At 46.2% G+C, this 19,737-nt stretch carries 14 protein-coding genes; 3 read left to right on the forward strand and 11 right to left on the reverse strand.

Translation table 11 applies throughout. The annotated features are described in order from the left end of the window. Positions 1-18 precede the first annotated feature (18 nt). Together A10D4_RS09995 and cysQ are read left to right on the forward strand one after the other, a co-directional pair. A complete protein-coding gene (locus tag A10D4_RS09995) occupies positions 19-1,251 on the forward strand; it encodes a PepSY-associated TM helix domain-containing protein (RefSeq protein ID WP_008489326.1) in 1,233 nt (410 codons plus the stop codon). An 87-nt stretch (positions 1,252-1,338) separates the two neighbouring features. After that, positions 1,339-2,097 carry a 3'(2'),5'-bisphosphate nucleotidase CysQ gene (gene cysQ / locus A10D4_RS10000; protein ID WP_008489327.1) on the forward strand — a complete coding sequence of 253 codons (759 nt, stop codon included), beginning with the start codon at positions 1,339-1,341 and terminating at the stop codon, positions 2,095-2,097. Between the two features lie 8 nt (positions 2,098-2,105). On the opposite strand, the gene A10D4_RS10005 is transcribed toward cysQ, so the two are convergent. The 6 genes from A10D4_RS10005 to A10D4_RS10030 form a co-directional block, all read right to left on the reverse strand. Next, on the reverse strand, positions 2,106-3,311 hold the full coding sequence (locus A10D4_RS10005; protein ID WP_008489328.1) for a response regulator: 1,206 nt from the start codon (positions 3,309-3,311) through the stop codon (positions 2,106-2,108). A gap of 55 nt (positions 3,312-3,366) precedes the next feature. After that, complete coding sequence (locus A10D4_RS10010; protein ID WP_008489330.1) at positions 3,367-5,769, reverse strand: FtsX-like permease family protein; 2,403 nt, start codon at positions 5,767-5,769, stop codon at positions 3,367-3,369. Between the two features lie 12 nt (positions 5,770-5,781). Further along, entirely contained in the window at positions 5,782-6,465 is a 684-nt protein-coding gene (locus tag A10D4_RS10015; protein ID WP_008489332.1) for an ABC transporter ATP-binding protein, read from the reverse strand. Between the two features lie 54 nt (positions 6,466-6,519). Further along, on the reverse strand, positions 6,520-7,755 hold the full coding sequence (locus A10D4_RS10020; protein ID WP_008489333.1) for an efflux RND transporter periplasmic adaptor subunit: 1,236 nt from the start codon (positions 7,753-7,755) through the stop codon (positions 6,520-6,522). Between the two features lie 457 nt (positions 7,756-8,212). Next, complete coding sequence (locus A10D4_RS14185) at positions 8,213-8,719, reverse strand: hypothetical protein (protein ID WP_008489334.1); 507 nt, start codon at positions 8,717-8,719, stop codon at positions 8,213-8,215. A 194-nt stretch (positions 8,720-8,913) separates the two neighbouring features. Then, on the reverse strand, positions 8,914-11,091 hold the full coding sequence (locus A10D4_RS10030) for a winged helix-turn-helix domain-containing protein (RefSeq protein ID WP_008489335.1): 2,178 nt from the start codon (positions 11,089-11,091) through the stop codon (positions 8,914-8,916). A 189-nt stretch (positions 11,092-11,280) separates the two neighbouring features. Between A10D4_RS10030 and A10D4_RS10035 the strand changes: the two genes are divergently transcribed. Further along, positions 11,281-12,192: a sugar transferase gene (locus A10D4_RS10035; RefSeq protein WP_008489336.1), complete on the forward strand. Its 912-nt coding sequence runs from the start codon at positions 11,281-11,283 to the stop codon at positions 12,190-12,192. Between the two features lie 51 nt (positions 12,193-12,243). Here A10D4_RS10035 and rfbB read toward each other — a convergent pair whose 3' ends face one another. From rfbB to A10D4_RS10060, 5 genes are all read right to left on the reverse strand, one after another. Next, positions 12,244-13,236, reverse strand: coding sequence for a dTDP-glucose 4,6-dehydratase (gene rfbB / locus A10D4_RS10040; RefSeq protein WP_008489337.1), 993 nt, complete (start codon positions 13,234-13,236; stop codon positions 12,244-12,246). A gap of 17 nt (positions 13,237-13,253) precedes the next feature. After that, complete coding sequence (galE, locus tag A10D4_RS10045) at positions 13,254-14,273, reverse strand: UDP-glucose 4-epimerase GalE (RefSeq protein WP_008489338.1); 1,020 nt, start codon at positions 14,271-14,273, stop codon at positions 13,254-13,256. A gap of 1 nt (position 14,274) precedes the next feature. After that, a complete protein-coding gene (gene pgi / locus A10D4_RS10050) occupies positions 14,275-15,786 on the reverse strand; it encodes a glucose-6-phosphate isomerase (protein WP_083849650.1) in 1,512 nt (503 codons plus the stop codon). Positions 15,787-15,868: 82 nt separating this feature from the next. Then, positions 15,869-17,035, reverse strand: coding sequence for a nucleotide sugar dehydrogenase (locus A10D4_RS10055; protein WP_008489340.1), 1,167 nt, complete (start codon positions 17,033-17,035; stop codon positions 15,869-15,871). A 47-nt stretch (positions 17,036-17,082) separates the two neighbouring features. Continuing rightward, positions 17,083-19,704, reverse strand: a complete 2,622-nt coding sequence (locus tag A10D4_RS10060; protein WP_040502846.1) for an SLBB domain-containing protein — start codon at positions 19,702-19,704, stop codon at positions 17,083-17,085. Positions 19,705-19,737: the final 33 nt, after the last annotated feature.

Genomic DNA, 19,737 nt, shown 5'->3' on the forward strand with positions numbered 1-19,737 from the left:
AGTCATTCATAGCGCGACATGAGCAATCGTCAATGGTATCAACTACACGCATGGGCAGGCTTTGCATTTGCAGGCCTGCTTTTATTAATTTGCGCTAGCGGCGTTTTAGCCACACTCAGTTATGAACTTCAGTATTTAAGCGATGCCAAGTATCGCGCGTTAACTGAACGGCAAGGGCCAGTGGCTTGGTCGGCGCTAGAACAACAGTTAGCCGAACACTATCCACAAGGTCAAATACTGGGTGCCCAAGTGCATGGACAAACCTACTTAGCGGGCGAAGTGCGGTTGCTAACCGACAAAGGTTTTCGCTTTGTCTTTTTTGACCCAGCTAGTGGTCAGTTGCTAGGCGAAGGTGGCTGGGGGCAATTATCGCGCTATTTACGTGATTTACACATGTATTTGTCGATGGGCAGCACGGGTAAGTACATCGTCACCGCAACCAGCTTGTTATTACTGCTAACCCTTATCACCAGCTTTAAGGTCTATCGCGGTTGGTGGCGGCAATGGTTGGCGCTACCGGCAAAGCTACGCTGGCAGCGACGTCCTAGCTGGGCAAGCTGGCATAAATGGTTGGGATTATGGAGCTGGTGGTTTATCGCTATCATTACGCTAACCGGTTTGTGGTACCTGAGCGAGCACATCATGCTCAAAGCCGACATTGATCACTATCCGGCGGCACCGACCGCCTCCGCGGCACTGCCATCACCACAGCAGCCGCTATCGCTCACGGCATTACTACAACGCGTACAGCAAGCTAGGCCAGACATGGACGTCAGTCGTTTTTATTATCCGACTTATGCGGCCAAGGCCAAGCAGGTACAACCGATCATGGCTTTCACCGGGCAGGATGGACATAGCTTATTAGTGCGTGACCGCGCCAACCGCGTTTATATCAACGCGTTAAGCGGCGAAGTCGTCGCGTTACAGCATGCCGAAGATCTGGGCTTAGTGGCACGCATTAGCGATACCGCCGATCCGCTGCACTTTGGTAACTTTGCCGGTTTAGGCGTCAAGCTCATTTATGCCTTGTTTGGCTTAGCGTTAACGTTTTTGGTGCTATCGGGTATGCGTATGCATTACCAGCGAACACGGCGGAAAAGTCCGTCGCTGGCACGCTGGATGGGAATGACTGGTAGCCTGTCGTTGCTAGTCGCCGTGCTAGCACTGGTTTACACCAGCGTCGTTTTCGACGACTATACTCAACAACGGGTGCCGTTGTCGCCGCAATTGGCTACGCTACTGGCGCACTAAGCCGGCAAGCTGCTTGCCGCTTAGTGAAATAGATGGCGACTGCGGCTTATTATGCGTACCGATAGTTACGACTAAACCATGATGTCTATGTTAGCACCAGAATTACGCCATCAAGTTGCCGCCATCGCAAAAAGTGCGGGCGCGGCTATTTTGCCCTTTTTTGATCAGCAGCCATTAGATATTCGGCAAAAAGCTGACGGCTCGCCGGTAACTATCGCTGATTTGACCGCGCATCAAGTGATTGTTGAGGGGCTACAACAGTTGCAGCCGGTGTTACCCATCTTATCGGAGGAAGCCGCCGATATCCCGTTTAGTGTACGCCGTCATTGGCGCCGTTACTGGTTGGTCGATCCACTTGATGGAACCAAAGAGTTCAGCCGCGCATCGGCTCAATTTACCGTCAATATCGCGCTAATTGAAGACGGCGCACCACGACTCGGGGTCGTCTATGTGCCCGTTACCGACCGCTTGTATTGTGGCGAAGTTGGCGTTGGCGCCTGGTGTAACGAGCGCCCTATTCAGGCCCGGCCGACACGTGGCGAACAAGATGTGGTGTTAGGCAGTCGTAGCCATGCCTCGGCCAAATTGGATGACTGGCTACAGCAGTTACCACAGGATTATGAGTTACAGGCGGTCGGCAGTTCCCTAAAGTTTTGTCTGATCGCCGAGGGTAAAGCCGACATCTACCCGCGTTTCAGTCCTACCTGTGAATGGGATACCGCTGCGGGGCAAGCGGTGGCTGAAGCCGCTGGAGCGCGCGTGTTAACGACCGATGGCCGGCCATTACGCTATAACCAACACGACAGTTTGATTAACGACCACTTTATTGTCGATATTGACGATTAGCACACTAGCTAAACGGGCTTTTTAATCACCACGCTGTCGTCTTGTACATGCACCAGCAGTTCTCGCGATTGCAGCCCTAACTTTTTTAACACATCAATCGAGTGCTGCGTTAAACGATGTCCGGTAGCCATCAGTAGTAGGTTCTGGCTATTGTAGATATTACGCGTCAGCACTAATCCGGGCCTTAGTTGCTCAATACTACAAAGGAACTGTTTGTTATACCGGTTTAACGCCTGTTTTTCACTGAGCTCGGCGAGTGCCTGTAAAACAGTAGGCGCATAACCGGCGCTACGGTCACGTTGTAAATGTTGGCAGGCGCGCTGAATAGACATCCCCGAGCCGGTCATAAAACCATCGCGATAACGAATCGCATCACGAGCAACAGCCAGCACCGCCGCTACTTCGCTGATAAAAAAGTTGGCGGTCGAACTGTCGTCAAACGTCAGGTGAGAGGCATACTGCGAGACCAATATTTTACGCAACGCCACCAAGTGCGGCGAACTACTCGGCATGATTTGATAGCAGTTGGTTAAATGCTCGACGATATAACGCCACTGCGAAATTTGCATACCGACGCGGGCGAGCTTGACCAGCTTTTCTGGCAAACTCAAATAACCCAGTAGCGCCAGCTTGCCGGCATCCACCGCCAAACGTCTAGCCTCACCGGTTAACTGCAAGCTCTGCGCCAGCATATCGCTTAAGCTAACCATCGCTTGGCAGTGCACGCCCCCCAGCAAAGGGTGTTGCTGTAACAATAAGTACAGCATATCCACCAATTGCGCCTGCTCAACTTGCCCGGCACTGCTAGCGTTAAGCTCTGCTTGATGCGCCTTGGCGTTTGCCAAATAGTCTCGGCCAGCCTGCAATAGCGTGATCAAGCGAGCTTTATCAAACGGACGCCGTAAGGTTTCGTGCGCCGCAAACGCTTTCAATTCGGCTACGCTTAGGCTGTTGTCAGTTAACTGCATCAACAGTCGAAAGCATTTCGGACGCTGCTCTCGGAAAAAAGTTAGTAGATACTCACTTCGCTTAGAAAGAGCACGCGAATCACAGAGCAATACGCTAATGGGTTGTGAGCTGGCGATATCAATAGCTTGCCCCAAGTTCTGACAGGGATGAATGAAATAATTCCCCACACTCGAGGCTAATCTCGTTACCGCCTTATTGATTCGATTATCGGGCTCAACCACGATCACATGCACTGCGTCAGACATAAACAGATACTCGGTATCAACTATCGCCAGTGGCGCTGATACACTTGATTATAGATTACTGTAACAACTGGCGTATGGGTCGTCGCATAATTCGCATAAAGGCAACCGCCGCGCTGACCAGCAGCAGTAACACTAAGATGGCTAACATCAAACTGATTGCCGCCGGTGCCAGCATATCGGCGCCCATCATCAGGCTGAGGCGAGGATTCATCATGGTGACAGTGATAAATACCACCGCCATTGCTAGCACCGTCAGTGCCAACAGCAAGGTCAACAGTTGTCCAAATAACTGATAGCTGCGTGCACCTACCGCCAATAACACGCCCATACGCCGCTGCCGCATTTGCAATAAACCGGATAATTGATAAAACAGGCTGGTTATACTTAATGAGCAAATTAATACGGCAACCAGCACCGACACCATCACCAGCCGGTTTAAATCTTGATTCATTTGCTCCATCTGTTCGATGAGTAAGCCGTTATCGTCAAATTGCCATAGCTGTCCTTGGCGTTGTTGACGATCTTGCAACCATTGACGTAATGCAGCAGCATGAATCACGTCGACGTATAAATACAGCGTCTGATTAATGCTATGTAAGCGAGCCAAGTCGCCATAAATCATCGCCACCTCACGATTTAAAAAACCAAAGTGAGGCAAATTTTCAACCACTGCTGCAATGGCTATCGGCTGCTCGTCGTCGTACCCCAACTCGTCGCCTTCACGAATAAACAACCGCTGTTCAAAAACCGCCGCAGAGTTCCGTAAATTGAGTGCTGACAGTGCCGCATGGTTAAGCACCACGCCCTCACGGTTGGCTGCACTAGCAGCTGAACCGCCGCCGATATTAAAGAAATCGAAATACTGAGACGAGACACTGATTAAATTGATACCTTGGCCATCGTCGTAATTAGGCGTTTCGGCATTGACCGACGAGGCAATAGTGTCAGGATTGGCAAACGGTTTGGAGCTCACAGCAACCGCATAGGGCAAGCCATCAACGGCATTTAAAAAAGCCTTAATATCAATGCCATTATTGACATTATCAGAGCGAGACCATGAGAATTCATGTGCTGCAGGCGCTGCCGCTTGTTGCTGCCTGAGTTGCCATTGCTGGGTTAACATCGCAAAAGCAAACAATAATGCTAAGCTGGCAAAGGCAATTTGCGCCACCACATTCAAATGTCCTAAACGGCGCTGCATCGGCCCCGCCTCTTGGCTACGGCTACGTTGAAAAAGCTGGCGCCGGGCGAGTAATGAGAACGGTAACAAGACACTCAGCGACACCGCCGCTAACAGCACGAGCGCCGATAACACGGCGCCAAGCACTAACGTCATGACATCAATATGAACTCCCCAATAGGCAACTAGGCCGGCCAAACTGGCTAAGGTAAGTATCAGTGCTAACCCCAAACAGGTCAGCACTAAGGGAAGTTGCTCCAGCAATAGCTGCTTTTGAATTGTCGCTGGCGTCGCGCCAACTGCTACCCGTGTAGCAAACTCAGCACGCCGCTGAATGCACTGATTGATACTCAAGGTCAGTAAGTTTAATACATTCAAGACCGCAAATACGACGCACATCACCAGCATGATCCACCATTGCCGTTTTAACGCATTGGTGGCATGAGGGGTAAAATCGATACCCTGATGCAAATAAAAGTCCATGCTGTCAGTGCCCGAGCGAACCGATATGCCCTCTTCCTTACTCGCCCGGCCTTTGCTCAAATCAGCCAAATCGGCACTAGAAAAACCGGCTCGTAACGTCACGACACCGTATAAGTTGGGCGTTTCTTGCATGATCATGTGGCGCGCACGGGCTTTGACGGCATCTGGCAGTGGCGCGTCACCAAAATCGACGGTCAGTAGGGTCGAAAAGTGACTGCCAGAAACGAGTAATACCGGCTCCTGCAACCCCGGTTGTGACACTAACGATTGAGGGATGGTATCAACCACTTTAACCGGCGTTTCACTCTCACCAAGTAAAACGGTCTGTCCAATCAACTCTGGTCCTTGCCAGTTTGCTAAAAAAGCCTCACTGACATAGGCGCTTTGTTGAAATTGAATCGGATCTCGGGCAATTGCCGTGATACCGAGCAAGCTGGGGAGTTGGTCCTGCATAAAAACGACGTTTTCGCCGTTAAACGACTGGTCGTTAATACGAAAGCTCGCCACTACAGTGCCTAAAAAGCTGCTATCTTTGACCGCCGGATGAGCGTTCACGGTAGACAAATTAGCCAAGGTCGTTTGACTCATATGACCTTCATGGCTGCGCAAACCAATGGTGACATACTCGGTATCGTTAGCGGTTACCCACGTCGGTGTTTTTTTAAATAAATCCGGAGCAGTGGCCACACATAGCATCATCAGGCCGGTAAACACTGAAAATCCGATAACCAATAACGCCATTTGCGCCGCGTATTGTCGCCATTGTCGCCAACCGTAACGGATATCACTTAACACCAGTCATACCCCTTACTCAGCATCCACCAACGTACCATCACTAATGGTGAGAATACGTTGACATTGCTGCGCTAAATTACGCGAATGAGTTACCAGTAAAATAGTTACACCCCGACGGTGCAGGTCACTCAACAACGAAAAAATGGCTTGTTCAGTTTGACTGTCTAGGTTACCGGTGGGTTCGTCGGCAAGGAGAATATCCGGCTCGGTAATTAACGCCCGGGCGATGGCAACTCGTTGCTGTTGGCCGCCGGAGAGTTCACTCGGATAAGCGCCGGCTTTATCGTCCAAACCGACATCGTTGAGCACTTTATTGACTCGCTCTGTATAAGTCGATTTGGGCCACGCTTGATTATACTTTAACGGCAACATGACGTTCTCAGCGACGGTCATGTCATTAATTAAGTTGAAGTTTTGAAAAACCCAACCGATGTGGCGATTGCGTAATGCCGCTTTTTGGTAACCAGATAGCTGGGCTAAGTCGGCACCGCACAGCTGATATTGCCCGCTTGTTGGTGTATCTAATAGGCCGAGAATAGATAATAACGTCGATTTTCCGCAACCTGATTTGCCGCTGATGGCAACGAACTCGCCTTCATGAATGGTTAAGGAAATGCCTCTTAAGGCATGAACCGGAACCCGATTAGGGTTAAAGACTTTGGTTAAGTTTTCGGTTTTTAGGAGCACAGCCGCCATCGCTCTTCCTTGTGCTTATTATTGTCCAATCGACTGACGTTCTACTATCTTAGTTCACTGAGTTAATGTCAATTCAGGCTCCGAATGCCAGCGCGCCGGGTCAGCCATTAATACCACGTCACCTTGGTGCAGTCCTTCGTTAATCGCCAAATATTGCCGTGATGCTCGCTCAACACTGGCCTGCACCAACTGGTAATTACCCGAAGCCATACGCCGATAAACTGCGATTTGACTGCCGCCTTGATAATGCGGCGGACGCGGTAGTAACACACGAGCCGATAACTGCTCAACAATGATAGTCGAACGCACTTCAATATCGCTGCGCGCACCGTGTGGCAGTGGTTGTGCAAAAGCAACGTCGACTTGAACCTGATTATTACGCACGTTTGGTGCGATTCGAGTCACCGTCGCCGGAACTTCATTATCGTTTATGAGTACCGAGGCTTGATCACCGATGCTGATCAATGCCGCATCAGCAGCACTAACGCGCAGCTCACCGATGAGGCTTTGTGGGTCAGCAACCACACCGACACTGTTGCCCTGCTCCAACCAATCACCTAGCGCTAAGCTCTCAGGTACCGACTGCAAGGTACCGCTCATACCGGCTTTAACAGCTAACGCCTGTTCGCTTTGCAGGGCATTATGCAAATCATTATTGGCGCGCTCGACTTTAATTTCAGCCGCCTCCAATTTAGCCTTACGCGCGTTAGCAAAAGCGTCTAATCGGCGCTTAGCCAAATCGCGCGACAATTCGAGTTTTGCTAGGGTGGCGCGCTGACTTTGCAGCTCAAGTTGCGAAATAATATTGAGCTCAGCCAGCTTTTCTCGTGCCGCTAGCTCTGCCTGCTGCGTCTTGACATCAGCTTTAGCGACTTGATAATCATTAGCCAAGCTCAGCTGATCATCGGCCAGCTGCGCCGATAGTTCGCGTAACGCTGCTTCGGCCTCTTTAAGGGCTAGCTGCGCATTACTGCGCTCGCGAATAACCTCGGGATTGGTCAAACGTAGAATCGTGTCATTGGCGTTAACATACTCACCGGGCTGCTTAACGATTTCGGTGATGGTACCGGCAACCTGACTAACCACGCTACGCCGAACCTTAGCGCTTAACGAGCCATAAGCTGCAACTTGTTCTTGATAATCACCCTGTTGAAGGGTTTCGAAGGTCAGCGCCTTATCACTGTCGCCGCCCAATAACGTACTAAATCCTGAGGCTGCGGCAACAACGCTATAAATAACAACAACCAGTAAGACAACAAGCATTGTCAAACCGGTTAGTTTTTTCGTCACTGTTCTATCTTGCGGTATCTGCATGACAATATCAGCGAATATAGCTTACCTCTGTCAGGTTATAGTTAAACGGTGCCGAACCACTCGGCACCGTGCAAACATTACTAGGTCACGTAAATGATGCATTCCCAAACATTATTGACTTTCGCGCACTGAATTTCGTCCATGGGTCTAACATCAGTGTTCAAGCCATCGACTTTGGCTACTGCAACACCGCTGGTAGAGAGTACGACAACAGTGAGCAGACTTAAAAACATCTTGTTTAATATTTTCATGTTCGCACCTTAATCGGTTATGCCGCGAATGTCGTAATACATCGATAGCCATAAGCGGCCTTGAGATTATTTTTAATTACACTATATTAACAACTGGCATTTATTATTAGCAGAATAGTTTTTAAGGTGTCAAATACAAAACAGAATAAAACGTTAACCCTTTGACGACTGGCGATTTTTAATTAATTGGCCATCGCTGACAGTAAGTCTTGGCGTTGCCAACGGCTATCACGGGCAACCTTATTGATAACATCGCTTTCCGTTAAATCACTAACCAGCGCCTTCATAAAGGGCTTTAATGGCTTTTGCGCATTAAACAGCTGTGCCGTCCTGCACTGCTGCTGTGAAAGTATGATAAATGCGTCAAATAAAGCCCCGGGCTCCATGTCGCTAATGCGGTAAATGACCACATATACCGGCTCACCTTGCCAGATCATGCAACGAATATGCATTTGCCCAGGAATCGCTTCGTCCAAATCACGCAACTCAGTGTTAAGTTTAGTGACATTGCCGCCGTCAATGGCGTTTAGGTCGTTAATAAATAACTGCTCACTGTGCGTCCGCTGCACAACACCAAAGCACAAGGGCGAGCCGAGGCAACTCAACAGCGTGTCAACTGATGCTGAAGCCCGTCCATTTAGCTCGATAATTTCAAGTGGTTTCCATGAAATCGCCATCTGTGCGCTCATACTTTCCTCACAACTTAACCTGGGTTGCGTGTTTGGTTACTCAATGAAACTCGTGCGTCAATTTCGATAGGGAGAACTCGTCGCCGTGTTTCGCAATTCAGAATAAGGAAAAGTGGAAGGTAAGCGATAACGCTAGGGTGGTGTCTGCGTAACTTTTGCGTAACCAAATATTACGTATTGATTTATAAAGGGTTTTAGAGATTATTAGCAGGGTTGAGTTGGACAATTACATCGCTTTTTATGGTCGAGTGGCTACGAATTAAGCGCTTACCATCGGGCGATTCAAGCGTATAAAAGTTCGGTTTTAGCAGGTTTTCAAAGTTTGCCGGGTCTTTTGCTTCGTCTGCGCTTAACAACATTTCTGGCCGTAGCGGGATCGCCATACGACTACGATGTTTTTCTTGATCGATACCGTTGTAGGAAACTGTCTCACCCTCAAAGTTTCTTATGACCTTAAACGACGGTGATAGAATAAACAGATCACCGGTTTTGTTTAACGCCACATAGCGATCATGAAAAGCATAAACAAAACGATAGTCGCCCAGCACGGTATCGGTTGTGCCGTTATCAAGGTTATAACCGAGTACTTGCCATTCGCCGTCGACCTTATTGCTGTATAACACTCGACGCCCGTCAATATCAAAACTGGCGTTGGCCACGGTCTGGTCGTTACGAGTAATGCTTGAGACCAACAGATTACCACTATCTAACAAGAAAAATTGCTGGCGATTACCAAACAAGACCTTGTGTTTTTTATCATTACGGCTAATGACTTCAATATATTCTTGGCTCTCAAATAGCACTTGCGGGGCGCGCTCAGCTGCCAGCAGCTGTAGTTGATAACCATTGTTAACTTTTACCACCGCGATAAACTGCTGGTCGGTCAAAAAGTGCAGGCTTTTGGTGTGCTCAGGTGTAGCTTTTAGGTAGGTCTGTGGGTTTTGCTGATTGACCTCAGCAATCACAAAAGCCTTGCCTCGCGAGCCGGATAACGACGACGTGATGGCTAAATAGCTTTGCTGATTAACATCCTGCTTTAACCGACGAAAACCTAAATTGCTATGTCGTACTAATTGCTCGGTATCCGCATTTAAACGATATAAGTCCTGACCATCTAATAACCAAAGTTGCGGCGACCCACGTAAGTCTCCGGCTGTCGGCTGGGTTGCAACCCAAGCAATATCCTGCGGTTGAAAATCAACATCAACTTGATACAGCGGCTGATAGCTGCGTCCATTTATCACATGCACGGTGCTGCTCAAGCCACCTTTATGCAGCGTCAAATAAGCAATATGCTGACCATCGGGCGAGACGCGAATCGTGGCGTCGTTGTCGCCCGGCGTATCAGTGCTGGACAGCCGAACCAAATCGGCCGTTTTGCTGTCGGTCGAGTTCAAACTCAGCTTATATAAATGCGTCGACATATTGTCGTGCTCGCCCAAAGATAACAACAAGCCATCCCGGCTCAAGCTTTCGATGTCGCTAATGGTGCGGTAATTCTCTAACAACACCTTGGCTGTTTGCCAAGAACTGGCATTCGCCACATCTTCGATCATGTATAGATTTGCCTGCTGAAAAAGCATTTCAACATAAGCTAGGGCGTTACTATCGCCGATAAAACTGATACTGGTGATATTATTATTTGAGCGCGTTAACTGCTCGACCGCTCCAGTATAGCGATTCAACAGATACAATTGATAGGATTCGTCACTTTGCAGTTTCGCGGTAAAAGCTAGCCACTGTCCGTCAGCGGACATATCAAAACTGTACTTCTCTCCGGGCAACTGACTAATCACCGCGGTTTGATAGTTCGCAATACTGGCCGGCACCTTTGATACCGTGGGCTGAGCCGAAAACTGATAAGCCACCAGCAACGCTATACTGACCAACAACACGCCCACGACCCAATACAACGATAAGCGCTTTGGTGCTGGTGTCATGAGTGTCATGGTCGGCGTTGATTGACCGACGGACGCGGCTGACAAAGAGCTATCGGAGCCGGCAACCTCTGACATCGAGCCAGAACTCACCTGTTGTACCTGAACCGGCTTAATCAATCGATAGCCGCGTTTCGGCGACGACTGTATGTACTGGGGATCTTTAGCACTATCGGCCAGAGCCGTACGTAATTTGCGAATCGCGCCACGCACCGCCGCATCACTGACCACCCGTCCCTGCCAAATGTCAGCCATCAACTCATCAACGGTAACGTAATCGCCGCGCCGCTGACACAGCAAAATCAGCGCATCCACTACCCGCGGTTCAACGGCCACATCGGTACCGTCAGCGGTTTGTAGGACGCGCTGTTCTGGGTAGACAACAAAGTCACCTACCAGCCAGCGTTTTCCAGACAGCGACTGCTCGTTTTCCATACTGAGTGTTTATAAAACAGGGGGTTGGGTTGTTTACGCTCTCTCTGAGGGTACTCTGGGTTAATACCGCATTGCAATAGCAAAAGTTTGTAAGCCTTGCCTTATAAATATTTACTATAAAATAGCTCTTTTGTTAGGTATCATAACAAATCCCCTATATTTAGACATCGATGTAAGAAGATTGTATTCATGCTTGGATTCAGAAAAGCCTCTCAGGTACACGTCTATTGCCCAGAAGCTTGTGAAGAGTTTCTAACTAAAGCTCTCAAACGCTACAAGATAAAGTTTGTATTAAATGAATTTGACTTGCAGGCTGGTGTACCAAAAGTTGTTTGTCATTTCAGAAGTTACGAAATGGTCGAGGAACAACAAGAGTTTTTGATTAGCGCTACCGAAATGGGTGCCTGGGTTGAGCCATTAGTCAGCTACCTAGAACGTAGGGTTGGGTATATCGAAACTAATCTACTTGATGCCAACTATTTTCTTCAACAAAAAGCATTTTCAATTTTAAGTAATAATGCTAATAAAGCGTCTAAAAGAATTCTAGACTTTATTGCTTCTCTATTTGGTTTAACCGTTACTCTCCCTATTTTTCTCATAACAGCTCTATTGATAAAAATTGAATCGAAGGGTTCTGTTTTTTACAAACAAAAACGGGTTGGCTTGTATAATAACGAGTTCGAAGTAATCAAATTCCGCTCAATGAGAAGTGATGCCGAGAAAGATGGCGCAAAATGGGCTCAAAAGAATGACTCTCGCATTACCAAGGTAGGACGATTTATTCGAAAGACTAGAATAGATGAATTACCCCAGCTTATTAACGTATTGAAAGGTGAAATGTCGCTAATTGGGCCGCGCCCAGAGCGAGAAATATTTATCACTAAACTTGAAAAATCGATTCCTTACTATCGTTTTCGCCATGCGGTTCGACCAGGTATAACCGGCTTAGCTCAAGTGAAGTATCCTTATGGAGCATCTATTGAGGATGCATTATGGAAGCATAAATATGATATTTACTATATAAAACATCAAAGTTTCATGATGGATATAAAAATAATATTATTGACAATTAAAACAGTTTTATTCGCTAAAGGCCAGTAATTTAATAAAAAACACTTGGGTAGATATTTAGTAAACAGTTCTTATATCAGCTTACGGATATCTATCCTTATGAGATATATACCAACTAATTGTTTGTCTTAAGCCAATATCAAAACTTACCATTGGCTTCCATCCCAGCTCCTTAATTAATTTCTCTGAATCAATGCCATACCGCCGATCATGACCGAGTCTATCGTCAACGAAGTTAATCAGTTTTTTATAATTAAAACTCGGGTTAGGATGAATATCATCTAATATTTCGCATATCTTAATAACGACATCGATGTTTCTCTGAGAATTATTAGCGCTGATATGATAGCCTTCTCCAACAACTCCTTGAGTTAAAACTAGATATATTGCGGCAACATGGTCCTCTACGAATAACCAGTCTCGAAGCTGTTCTCCTCTCCCATAGATAGGTAAGGGTTTACTTGCGAGCGCATTTTTTATAATTAAAGGTATCAACTTATCAGGGTACTGTTTGGGACCGTAATTATTAGAGCTATAGCTTGTAATGACTGGTAACCCATACGTCTTGAACCATGCTCTAACTAAATGATCCGCTGCAGCCTTACTAGCAGAGTAAGGTGAACTGGGGCAATATGCGGCTCCTTCCATATTTAAAGGCGCATTATCAACCAACTCGCCATATACTTCATCAGTGCTAATTTGATGAAAACGAAAGAGTTTAGCTTCAAGAGGGGGAAGTTGACGCCAATATTCAAGAACAGCGCTTAACAGTGTATAAGTACCGAGAATATTATTCGATATAAAATCATCAGGTCTATCGATTGAGTGATCTACATGAGTTTCAGCAGCAAAATGTAAAACAGCGCTTGGCTTATAACGACCAAGAATATAAGCTATTTTTTCTCGGTTTAGAATATCCGCCTGTTCAAAGAAATAACGGGGACTATTCTCGATATCCAATAAATTTTTACGGTTACTAGCGTAGCTTAATTTATCTACATTAATAATCGTTTCACCACGGGCTAACGCGTAATGGATAAAATAGGAGCCAATAAAACCTGCTCCACCTGTCACCAAGATTCTCACCCTTCTTAATTACCTAAATAGCCACTAGGATTTTTTTGTTGCCAACGCCATGTATCACGGATCATTGCTGATAAATCTCGCTCTGCGCTCCAACCTAGTATGGTTTTAGCCAAACGGGGATCCGCGTAACAAGTAGCGATATCTCCAGCTCGACGCGGTCCAACCCGATAAGGGACAGGCTTGCCAGACACTTGCTCAAATGCCTTAACCATCTCTAACACAGAATATCCCTGTCCAGTGCCTAGGTTAACCGTCATCATACCAGGTCGCTGGCTGATCACTTGCAAAGCATCAACATGCCCTTCCACCAAATCCATCACATGAATATAGTCACGGACACCAGTACCGTCAGGGGTATCGTAGTCGTCACCGAAGACTTGTAGTTGTGGCAACTTTCCTACCGCGACTTGCGCGATATAAGGCAGTAAATTGTTGGGAATTCCATTTGGATCTTCGCCAATCATACCGCTCTCATGCGCACCAACGGGGTTGAAATAGCGCAGGATAGCAAAAGACCAACGAGTATCCCAACTGGCGATATCGGTCAGTATATTTTCCACTGCAAGCTTAGAAGCACCATAAGGGTTAGTGGTGCGTGTTGGCGCCTGCTCATTAATGGGTACACTATCGGGGTCGCCATAAACAGTGGCGGAGGAACTAAAGATTAACTTAAAGACATCATGTTTACGCATAACATCTAACAATGCGAGAGTACCACCGACATTATTTTGATAGTAGTCTAGCGGCTTTTCGGTAGATTCACCGACGGCTTTCCAACCGGCAAAATGAAACACCACGTCGATGGAATGTGCCGCAAATATTTGTGCTAAGGCGCTCTGATCACGAATATCGGCTTGGTAACGTTTTATCGACTTAGCGGTCATCGCCTCAATGCGGCGCAATGGTTCTTCGCACGAGTTCGAATAGTTATCCACCACCACCACGTCCCAGCCGCGTTCTAATAACACCAGTACGGCGTGCGAACCGATATAACCGGCACCACCGGTCACTAAAGCTGTTGCCATGTTATAACTCTTTTAATCGATTAATGATGTTGTTGGTCGACGCATCGAAAGTCTGTGCTGAGCCGTTATCTAGCACGTCTAACATATCCATCGCTAATTGTTTGCCACGCTCAACTCCCGGTTGATCGAATGAGTTGATTTCCCAAATTACCCCTTGGGTAAACACTTTGTGTTCATAGGTGGCAACCACAGCGCCAAAGCTTTCTGGCGTTAATTCGTCGATCACTAATAAATTACTTGGATGTCCACCATTATAGTGGTCACGCGGCGATTTATCGGCATTATCGTGGCCATAATACATCAAGCTGCGGTGGGCTAAACAGTTCGCTACCGATAATCGCTGTTGCTTAGCTAGGCCTTCTTGCACACTAATACCAAACTGCTTGGCGTCACGCGAGAGTACGACCAAGAAATCGGCCGTAAAACTGTCATAGCCTTGGTGCAAATGCTGAAAGAATGCATGCTGGCCGTTAGGGCCAAAGCCCCCCCAAACGATGGGGCCGGTTGGATAATCGACGAGTTCGTTACGATAATTAGCGAGCTTGCCGTTGCTCTCCATATCTAGCTGTTGCAGGTAGTTCGGCAAATAACGAAAACGACCATCGTACGGCAAGATAGCTAGATTATTGATACCACGTTCTTGCCGATTATATACGCCGTAAAGTGCCATTAATACAGGAATATTTTCTACCAAGGGTGCATTCACAAAATGTTCATCAACCGATTTAGCCCCGGCCAGCATGCGTTCAAATACACGCACACCGGTCGTCAGCGCAATCGGCAAACCAATGGCCGACCAAACCGAAAAACGCCCCCCCACGGAATCGGCAAAGGTCAGCTGTTGTTTAGGCGGAATGCCGTAATCGGTCATTTTTTGCGCGCTGGCAGAAACCCCTATGACATGCCGCGAAAGCCACTGCTCGTCCGATAGCGACGGCTCAACCCAACGTCGAACCGTCTCGACATTGGCCATGGTATCGACGGTAGTAAACGATTTAGAGGCAATAATAAATAAGGTGGTTTCGGGATCGATAATCGGCAACACCGCGTAAAGTTGACCACCATCCATCGATGAGACAAAGTGGACATTGAGGTGATGACGGCTAGCGTCATCGGCAAATTCACGTAACGCGAAAGAGGCCATCATCGGCCCTAAGTCGGAACCACCAACACCAATATTCACCACATCGGTAATCGGTTTGCCGGTGGCGCCTAACCAGCGCCCTGAGCGCAGCTCACGAACAATTTCTGAAAAGCGGTTATTCCCATTGCCGGCTGCAACGACCGAGTTCAACGAACGCGAAAGGCAGTGCGACACCGCGCGATTTTCGGTCGCATTACGAAACTTGCCCTTAACCAGTTGCTGACAAAGCTCAGCAAAGTCTTCCGGTAACCACTGCTCCGCCTTCTGCGCGATAGTATCGGCTGAAATGTCTTGATAAGTGGCGTCTAGCGCCAGGTGCTCCGTGCTAACAATCACGCGTCGTTCCTTTTCATTTAAATTTCTTAATATACTGCAACTACTATTTACAACTAATCTAAAAGCACCTATCTGCGCTGTAAAGCATTAGCTAGTTAACGGCACGTAAAGCCAACTAGTCACTACCAAATAAGTCGCGAGTATAGACCTTTTCAGCGACGTCCTGTAGCTCAGTAGTCATTCGATTCGATATGATCACATCCGCCTCTTGCTTGAATGCTTCAAAATCGGTCAATACTCGAGAATTAAAGAAATGGCTCTCTTTAAGCACCGGCTCGTAGACGATAACTTCGATACCTTTTGCTTTAATACGTTTCATTACACCCTGTACTGCAGACGCCCGAAAGTTATCCGAACCCGACTTCATGACTAACCTATAGATACCCACAACTTTAGGTTTTTTAGCAATAATTGAATCAGCAATAAAATCTTTACGCGTACGGTTGGCATCCACAATAGCTCTTATCAAACTTTGTGGCACTTCATCATAGTTTGCTAGTAGCTGTTTTGTGTCTTTAGGTAAACAGTATCCACCATAACCAAAACTCGGATTATTATAATGACTACCTATCCGTGGTTCTAGGCAGACACCATCAATGATCTGTCGAGTATTCAAGCCATGTGTTTCTGCATATGTATCTAACTCATTAAAGAAAGCAACACGCATCGCTAAATAGGTATTTGCAAATAACTTTATCGCTTCGGCTTCCGTTGAGTCTGTGAGTAAAATCGGTGCTTCAGGATTATTTGAGCTGTCTCTTAGCATATCGGCGAATATTTGCGCCCGTTTTGATCGCTCTCCTACAATAATCCTTGATGGATACAAATTATCATGCAAGGCCTTGCCTTCTCGTAAAAACTCTGGGGAAAATAGGATATTCTCGGTCCTAAACTTTTCTCTCAGTTGTAACGTATATCCGACGGGAATTGTAGATTTTATGATAATCAGAGCTTCTGAATTAATAGTTACAACATCAGAAATAACTCTCTCAACCGTCGAGGTATCAAAATAATTAGACTCAATATCATAATCCGTCGGAGTAGCTATGATTACGATATCAGCTTCACGATAAGCAGATTCACCATTCGTTGTTGCGGTGAAATTTAATTTCCCATCGTTCAGAAAACTTTGAATATCCGGGTCAAAAATAGGAGATTTACGAGCCTTCAATAAGGCTACCTTATTCTCATCTATATCCACAGCGGTAACAGTATAACGCTGCGCTAATAACAAAGCATTTGATAGTCCCACATAGCCTGTACCGGCAATTACTACATTCATAATAATAAAAACTCTCTATTCAAACTTTCTAACTGATTAATTATTAATTAAATAGCCGCCAATGCTGCCACAGCGACACCCAACTGATAAAGTATTTGAGTCGCATCACGCCAGAGTGTTAAATTACTCATGTATTGGGTGTCTAACGGCACGACTATAGTATCGCCAGGCTCTAACTGATCGCTGCCATCAAAACTGAACCAACCTTTTTGCTCATAAAGGCTCACTGAGCCATTTGCTTTGACAATGTATATGCGCTCTTCATCTGCTTTCTCTTTAATGCCACCGGCTTTTTTGATGTAATCAGCTATATTCAGAGTAGAATCAAACCGATAAGAACTTGCCATCTGAACTTCACCGATAATATTAACTGTATTGATTGACGAAGGTACAACTAATCGGTCACCATCTTTGAGTTGCAAATCAGCATCTCGAGTTCCACTTAGAATTTCAGGTAAATCAATCACTAAACGACCGACTGGCTCAACGCTAGTTAAGTCACTAAGTAACTGTCGGGTCTGCTCATATGGCAACGTAGCTTGAGAAGAATCGGTAATGCTATTAGTTGCAATTTCTCGCTGCAAATCACGAGCTAAAACCTGTAGTCGCTTACGCTCAAGCTCTTTGAGACTTTCTCTTGTAAAAATCGCTCCTCGAGGAAATGCGTAATCGGTAAGTCCACCGGCGCGTTCAATGAGGTTTTCAAGTGTTTCACCACGACGAATGGCATACTTCCCTGGGAAACGCACTTCGCCTTCTAATATAACTTCAACCGTATTCTGCCACTGCGGGATACTAAATATATTCAGCTTGTCTCTACCACGAAGAGTTTGCTTTCTATCATCGCTCATCAACTCATCGAAAAGGCTGAAAGGAATATAACTGGTATTAGCCTCACCATCCTCAATTACTGTACGAGTGATTTCCGCTCTCGCAAGATAGGCAGATTCTTTTAAACCACCAGCAGCAGCAATTAGCGAGCTAGCTGTTGCATTTTCAGTCAAAGGATAAGTTCCCGGGTACCTAACTTCGCCTTCTATATAAACTAAAGGTAGACTACCCGATTCACTATATTGATGACTCAGTCGGCTCAATAGTGGTTCAAGTAAACGCTTACGTGAATATTCCGCAAATGTTCCTTTGCCTTTTTCGCTCGTAAAGTCGGGCACTAATTCACGCAGGTAATTTTGGCGGTACTGTTCAAGAAGCTTAGTACGTTCACGCTTATTTTTTTCAGACTGAGTTAAAAGCCAATCATCAAGTTGAAGCTTTTCTTGAGCAGTCTCTTGATATCGACTAAAAATAACCAATTGGTCATTCTTCTCTAGTGTTAAATTACTGTCTTCACGTCCGCCTATAGCATTAGCAACGTCAAACTGGTAGAGCGCTAACCGTCGACCGTGGTCAATTTCTCGGACAATCAATCCATATCCAAGATCAGCGTAGGATAAAAGGTCTCTTTTAACATTCGAAATAATATTGTTAACCTTAATACCTTCTCGCCATTGATAGAATCCGGGTCTTGAAACAGCACCGACAAGCATAATGCTTTGGCTAACGTCGGAGGAGATAGCAGGAACATTGATTGTATCTCCACCTTGAACAGCGTTGCTGTTGTCTTTGGTTAAATCAATCGTTCCTGCATGCCGGGATCCATTCTCCAAATATTCGATTTGTATCGCCTGTTTGTATGCGCTAGGCAATAATCCTCCAGCTAAATCAACAACCTCTTTTACCGTTGATTCACCTCTTAACTCATAAATTGCAGGACGAACAACTTCACCTCTAACTTTTACCATCGCTCCATGAGAAGGAATAAAAACAACATCTCCAGCCTGTAAAATACGATCGTTACTGGCATCCCCTTTTAACAAAAAGTCATATAAGTCGAAATTAACGATAGTACGCCCATTTCTCTTTAATTGAATATTTCTCAATGACGCAATATCAGATACACCACCGCTAACAAATAGTGCTTGAGTAATCGTTGTCATTGAGCTAACGGTATAAGCACCCGGTTTATAAGCTTCCCCAACGATAAAAATTTGGATAGAACGCAACTCTCCCATAGAGATAGCAGCTTGCTGTCCAATCATACGGGACCTAACAGTCTCCTTAATTAAAGACTGCATATCCTCGTAACTGAGTCCAGCGACACGAATAGGCTTCAAGTTAGGGATGACAATATTCCCTTCACTGCTCACTGTTAACTGTAAATCTAAAGCTTCCTTACCATACAGACTAATATTAATTGTATCCCCAACACCAATTTTATAGTTAGAGGGGACTGGTGCATCCGAAGTTGGAGCAAAAGTACTCGGTTCTCCAGCGAAAAGACGATAGCCAAAGGGCTTTAAATCTCCTTCATCCGTCGCAAACTGTTCTTTTATATCTTCAGGAAGGGCGGGGTTGCCTTCTTCATCAAAAGTTGTTCCACGTGGAAATACGGTCTTAGATTGTTTGTTGCTTTCTGTAGTGCTGGATGACTGGTTTTGCAGTGAACTGAGGTCAACTCCATACTGTCTAGCTAATTGCTCCTGTTGAGCTTTGGGTAGCTTTTTAAACTGCTCTATTTGCTCCTGAGTCGGCATAGTCTGAGAAAAACTCAAGCTTGACACTGACAGAGTTAGAAATAACACAGTCAAGAGTTGTTTTATTGTATTTTTCAAACCATTACCCTCAATAACAGAATATAACCAGTA

Source organism: Idiomarina xiamenensis 10-D-4, assembly GCF_000299895.1.
Lineage (GTDB): Bacteria > Pseudomonadota > Gammaproteobacteria > Enterobacterales > Alteromonadaceae > Idiomarina > Idiomarina xiamenensis.

Bases quoted from the DNA above. Each gene is read 5' to 3' on its own strand.
- A10D4_RS09995 (WP_008489326.1), top strand. From the start codon at position 19: ATGAGCAATCGTCAATGGTATCAACTACACGCATGGGCAGGCTTTGCA.
- cysQ (WP_008489327.1), top strand. From the start codon at position 1,339: ATGTTAGCACCAGAATTACGCCATCAAGTTGCCGCCATCGCAAAAAGT.
- A10D4_RS10005 (WP_008489328.1), bottom strand. From the start codon at position 3,311: ATGTCTGACGCAGTGCATGTGATCGTGGTTGAGCCCGATAATCGAATC.
- A10D4_RS10015 (WP_008489332.1), bottom strand. From the start codon at position 6,465: ATGGCGGCTGTGCTCCTAAAAACCGAAAACTTAACCAAAGTCTTTAAC.
- A10D4_RS14185 (WP_008489334.1), bottom strand. From the start codon at position 8,719: ATGAGCGCACAGATGGCGATTTCATGGAAACCACTTGAAATTATCGAG.
- A10D4_RS10030 (WP_008489335.1), bottom strand. From the start codon at position 11,091: ATGGAAAACGAGCAGTCGCTGTCTGGAAAACGCTGGCTGGTAGGTGAC.
- A10D4_RS10035 (WP_008489336.1), top strand. From the start codon at position 11,281: ATGCTTGGATTCAGAAAAGCCTCTCAGGTACACGTCTATTGCCCAGAA.
- galE (WP_008489338.1), bottom strand. From the start codon at position 14,273: ATGGCAACAGCTTTAGTGACCGGTGGTGCCGGTTATATCGGTTCGCAC.
- A10D4_RS10055 (WP_008489340.1), bottom strand. From the start codon at position 17,035: ATGAATGTAGTAATTGCCGGTACAGGCTATGTGGGACTATCAAATGCT.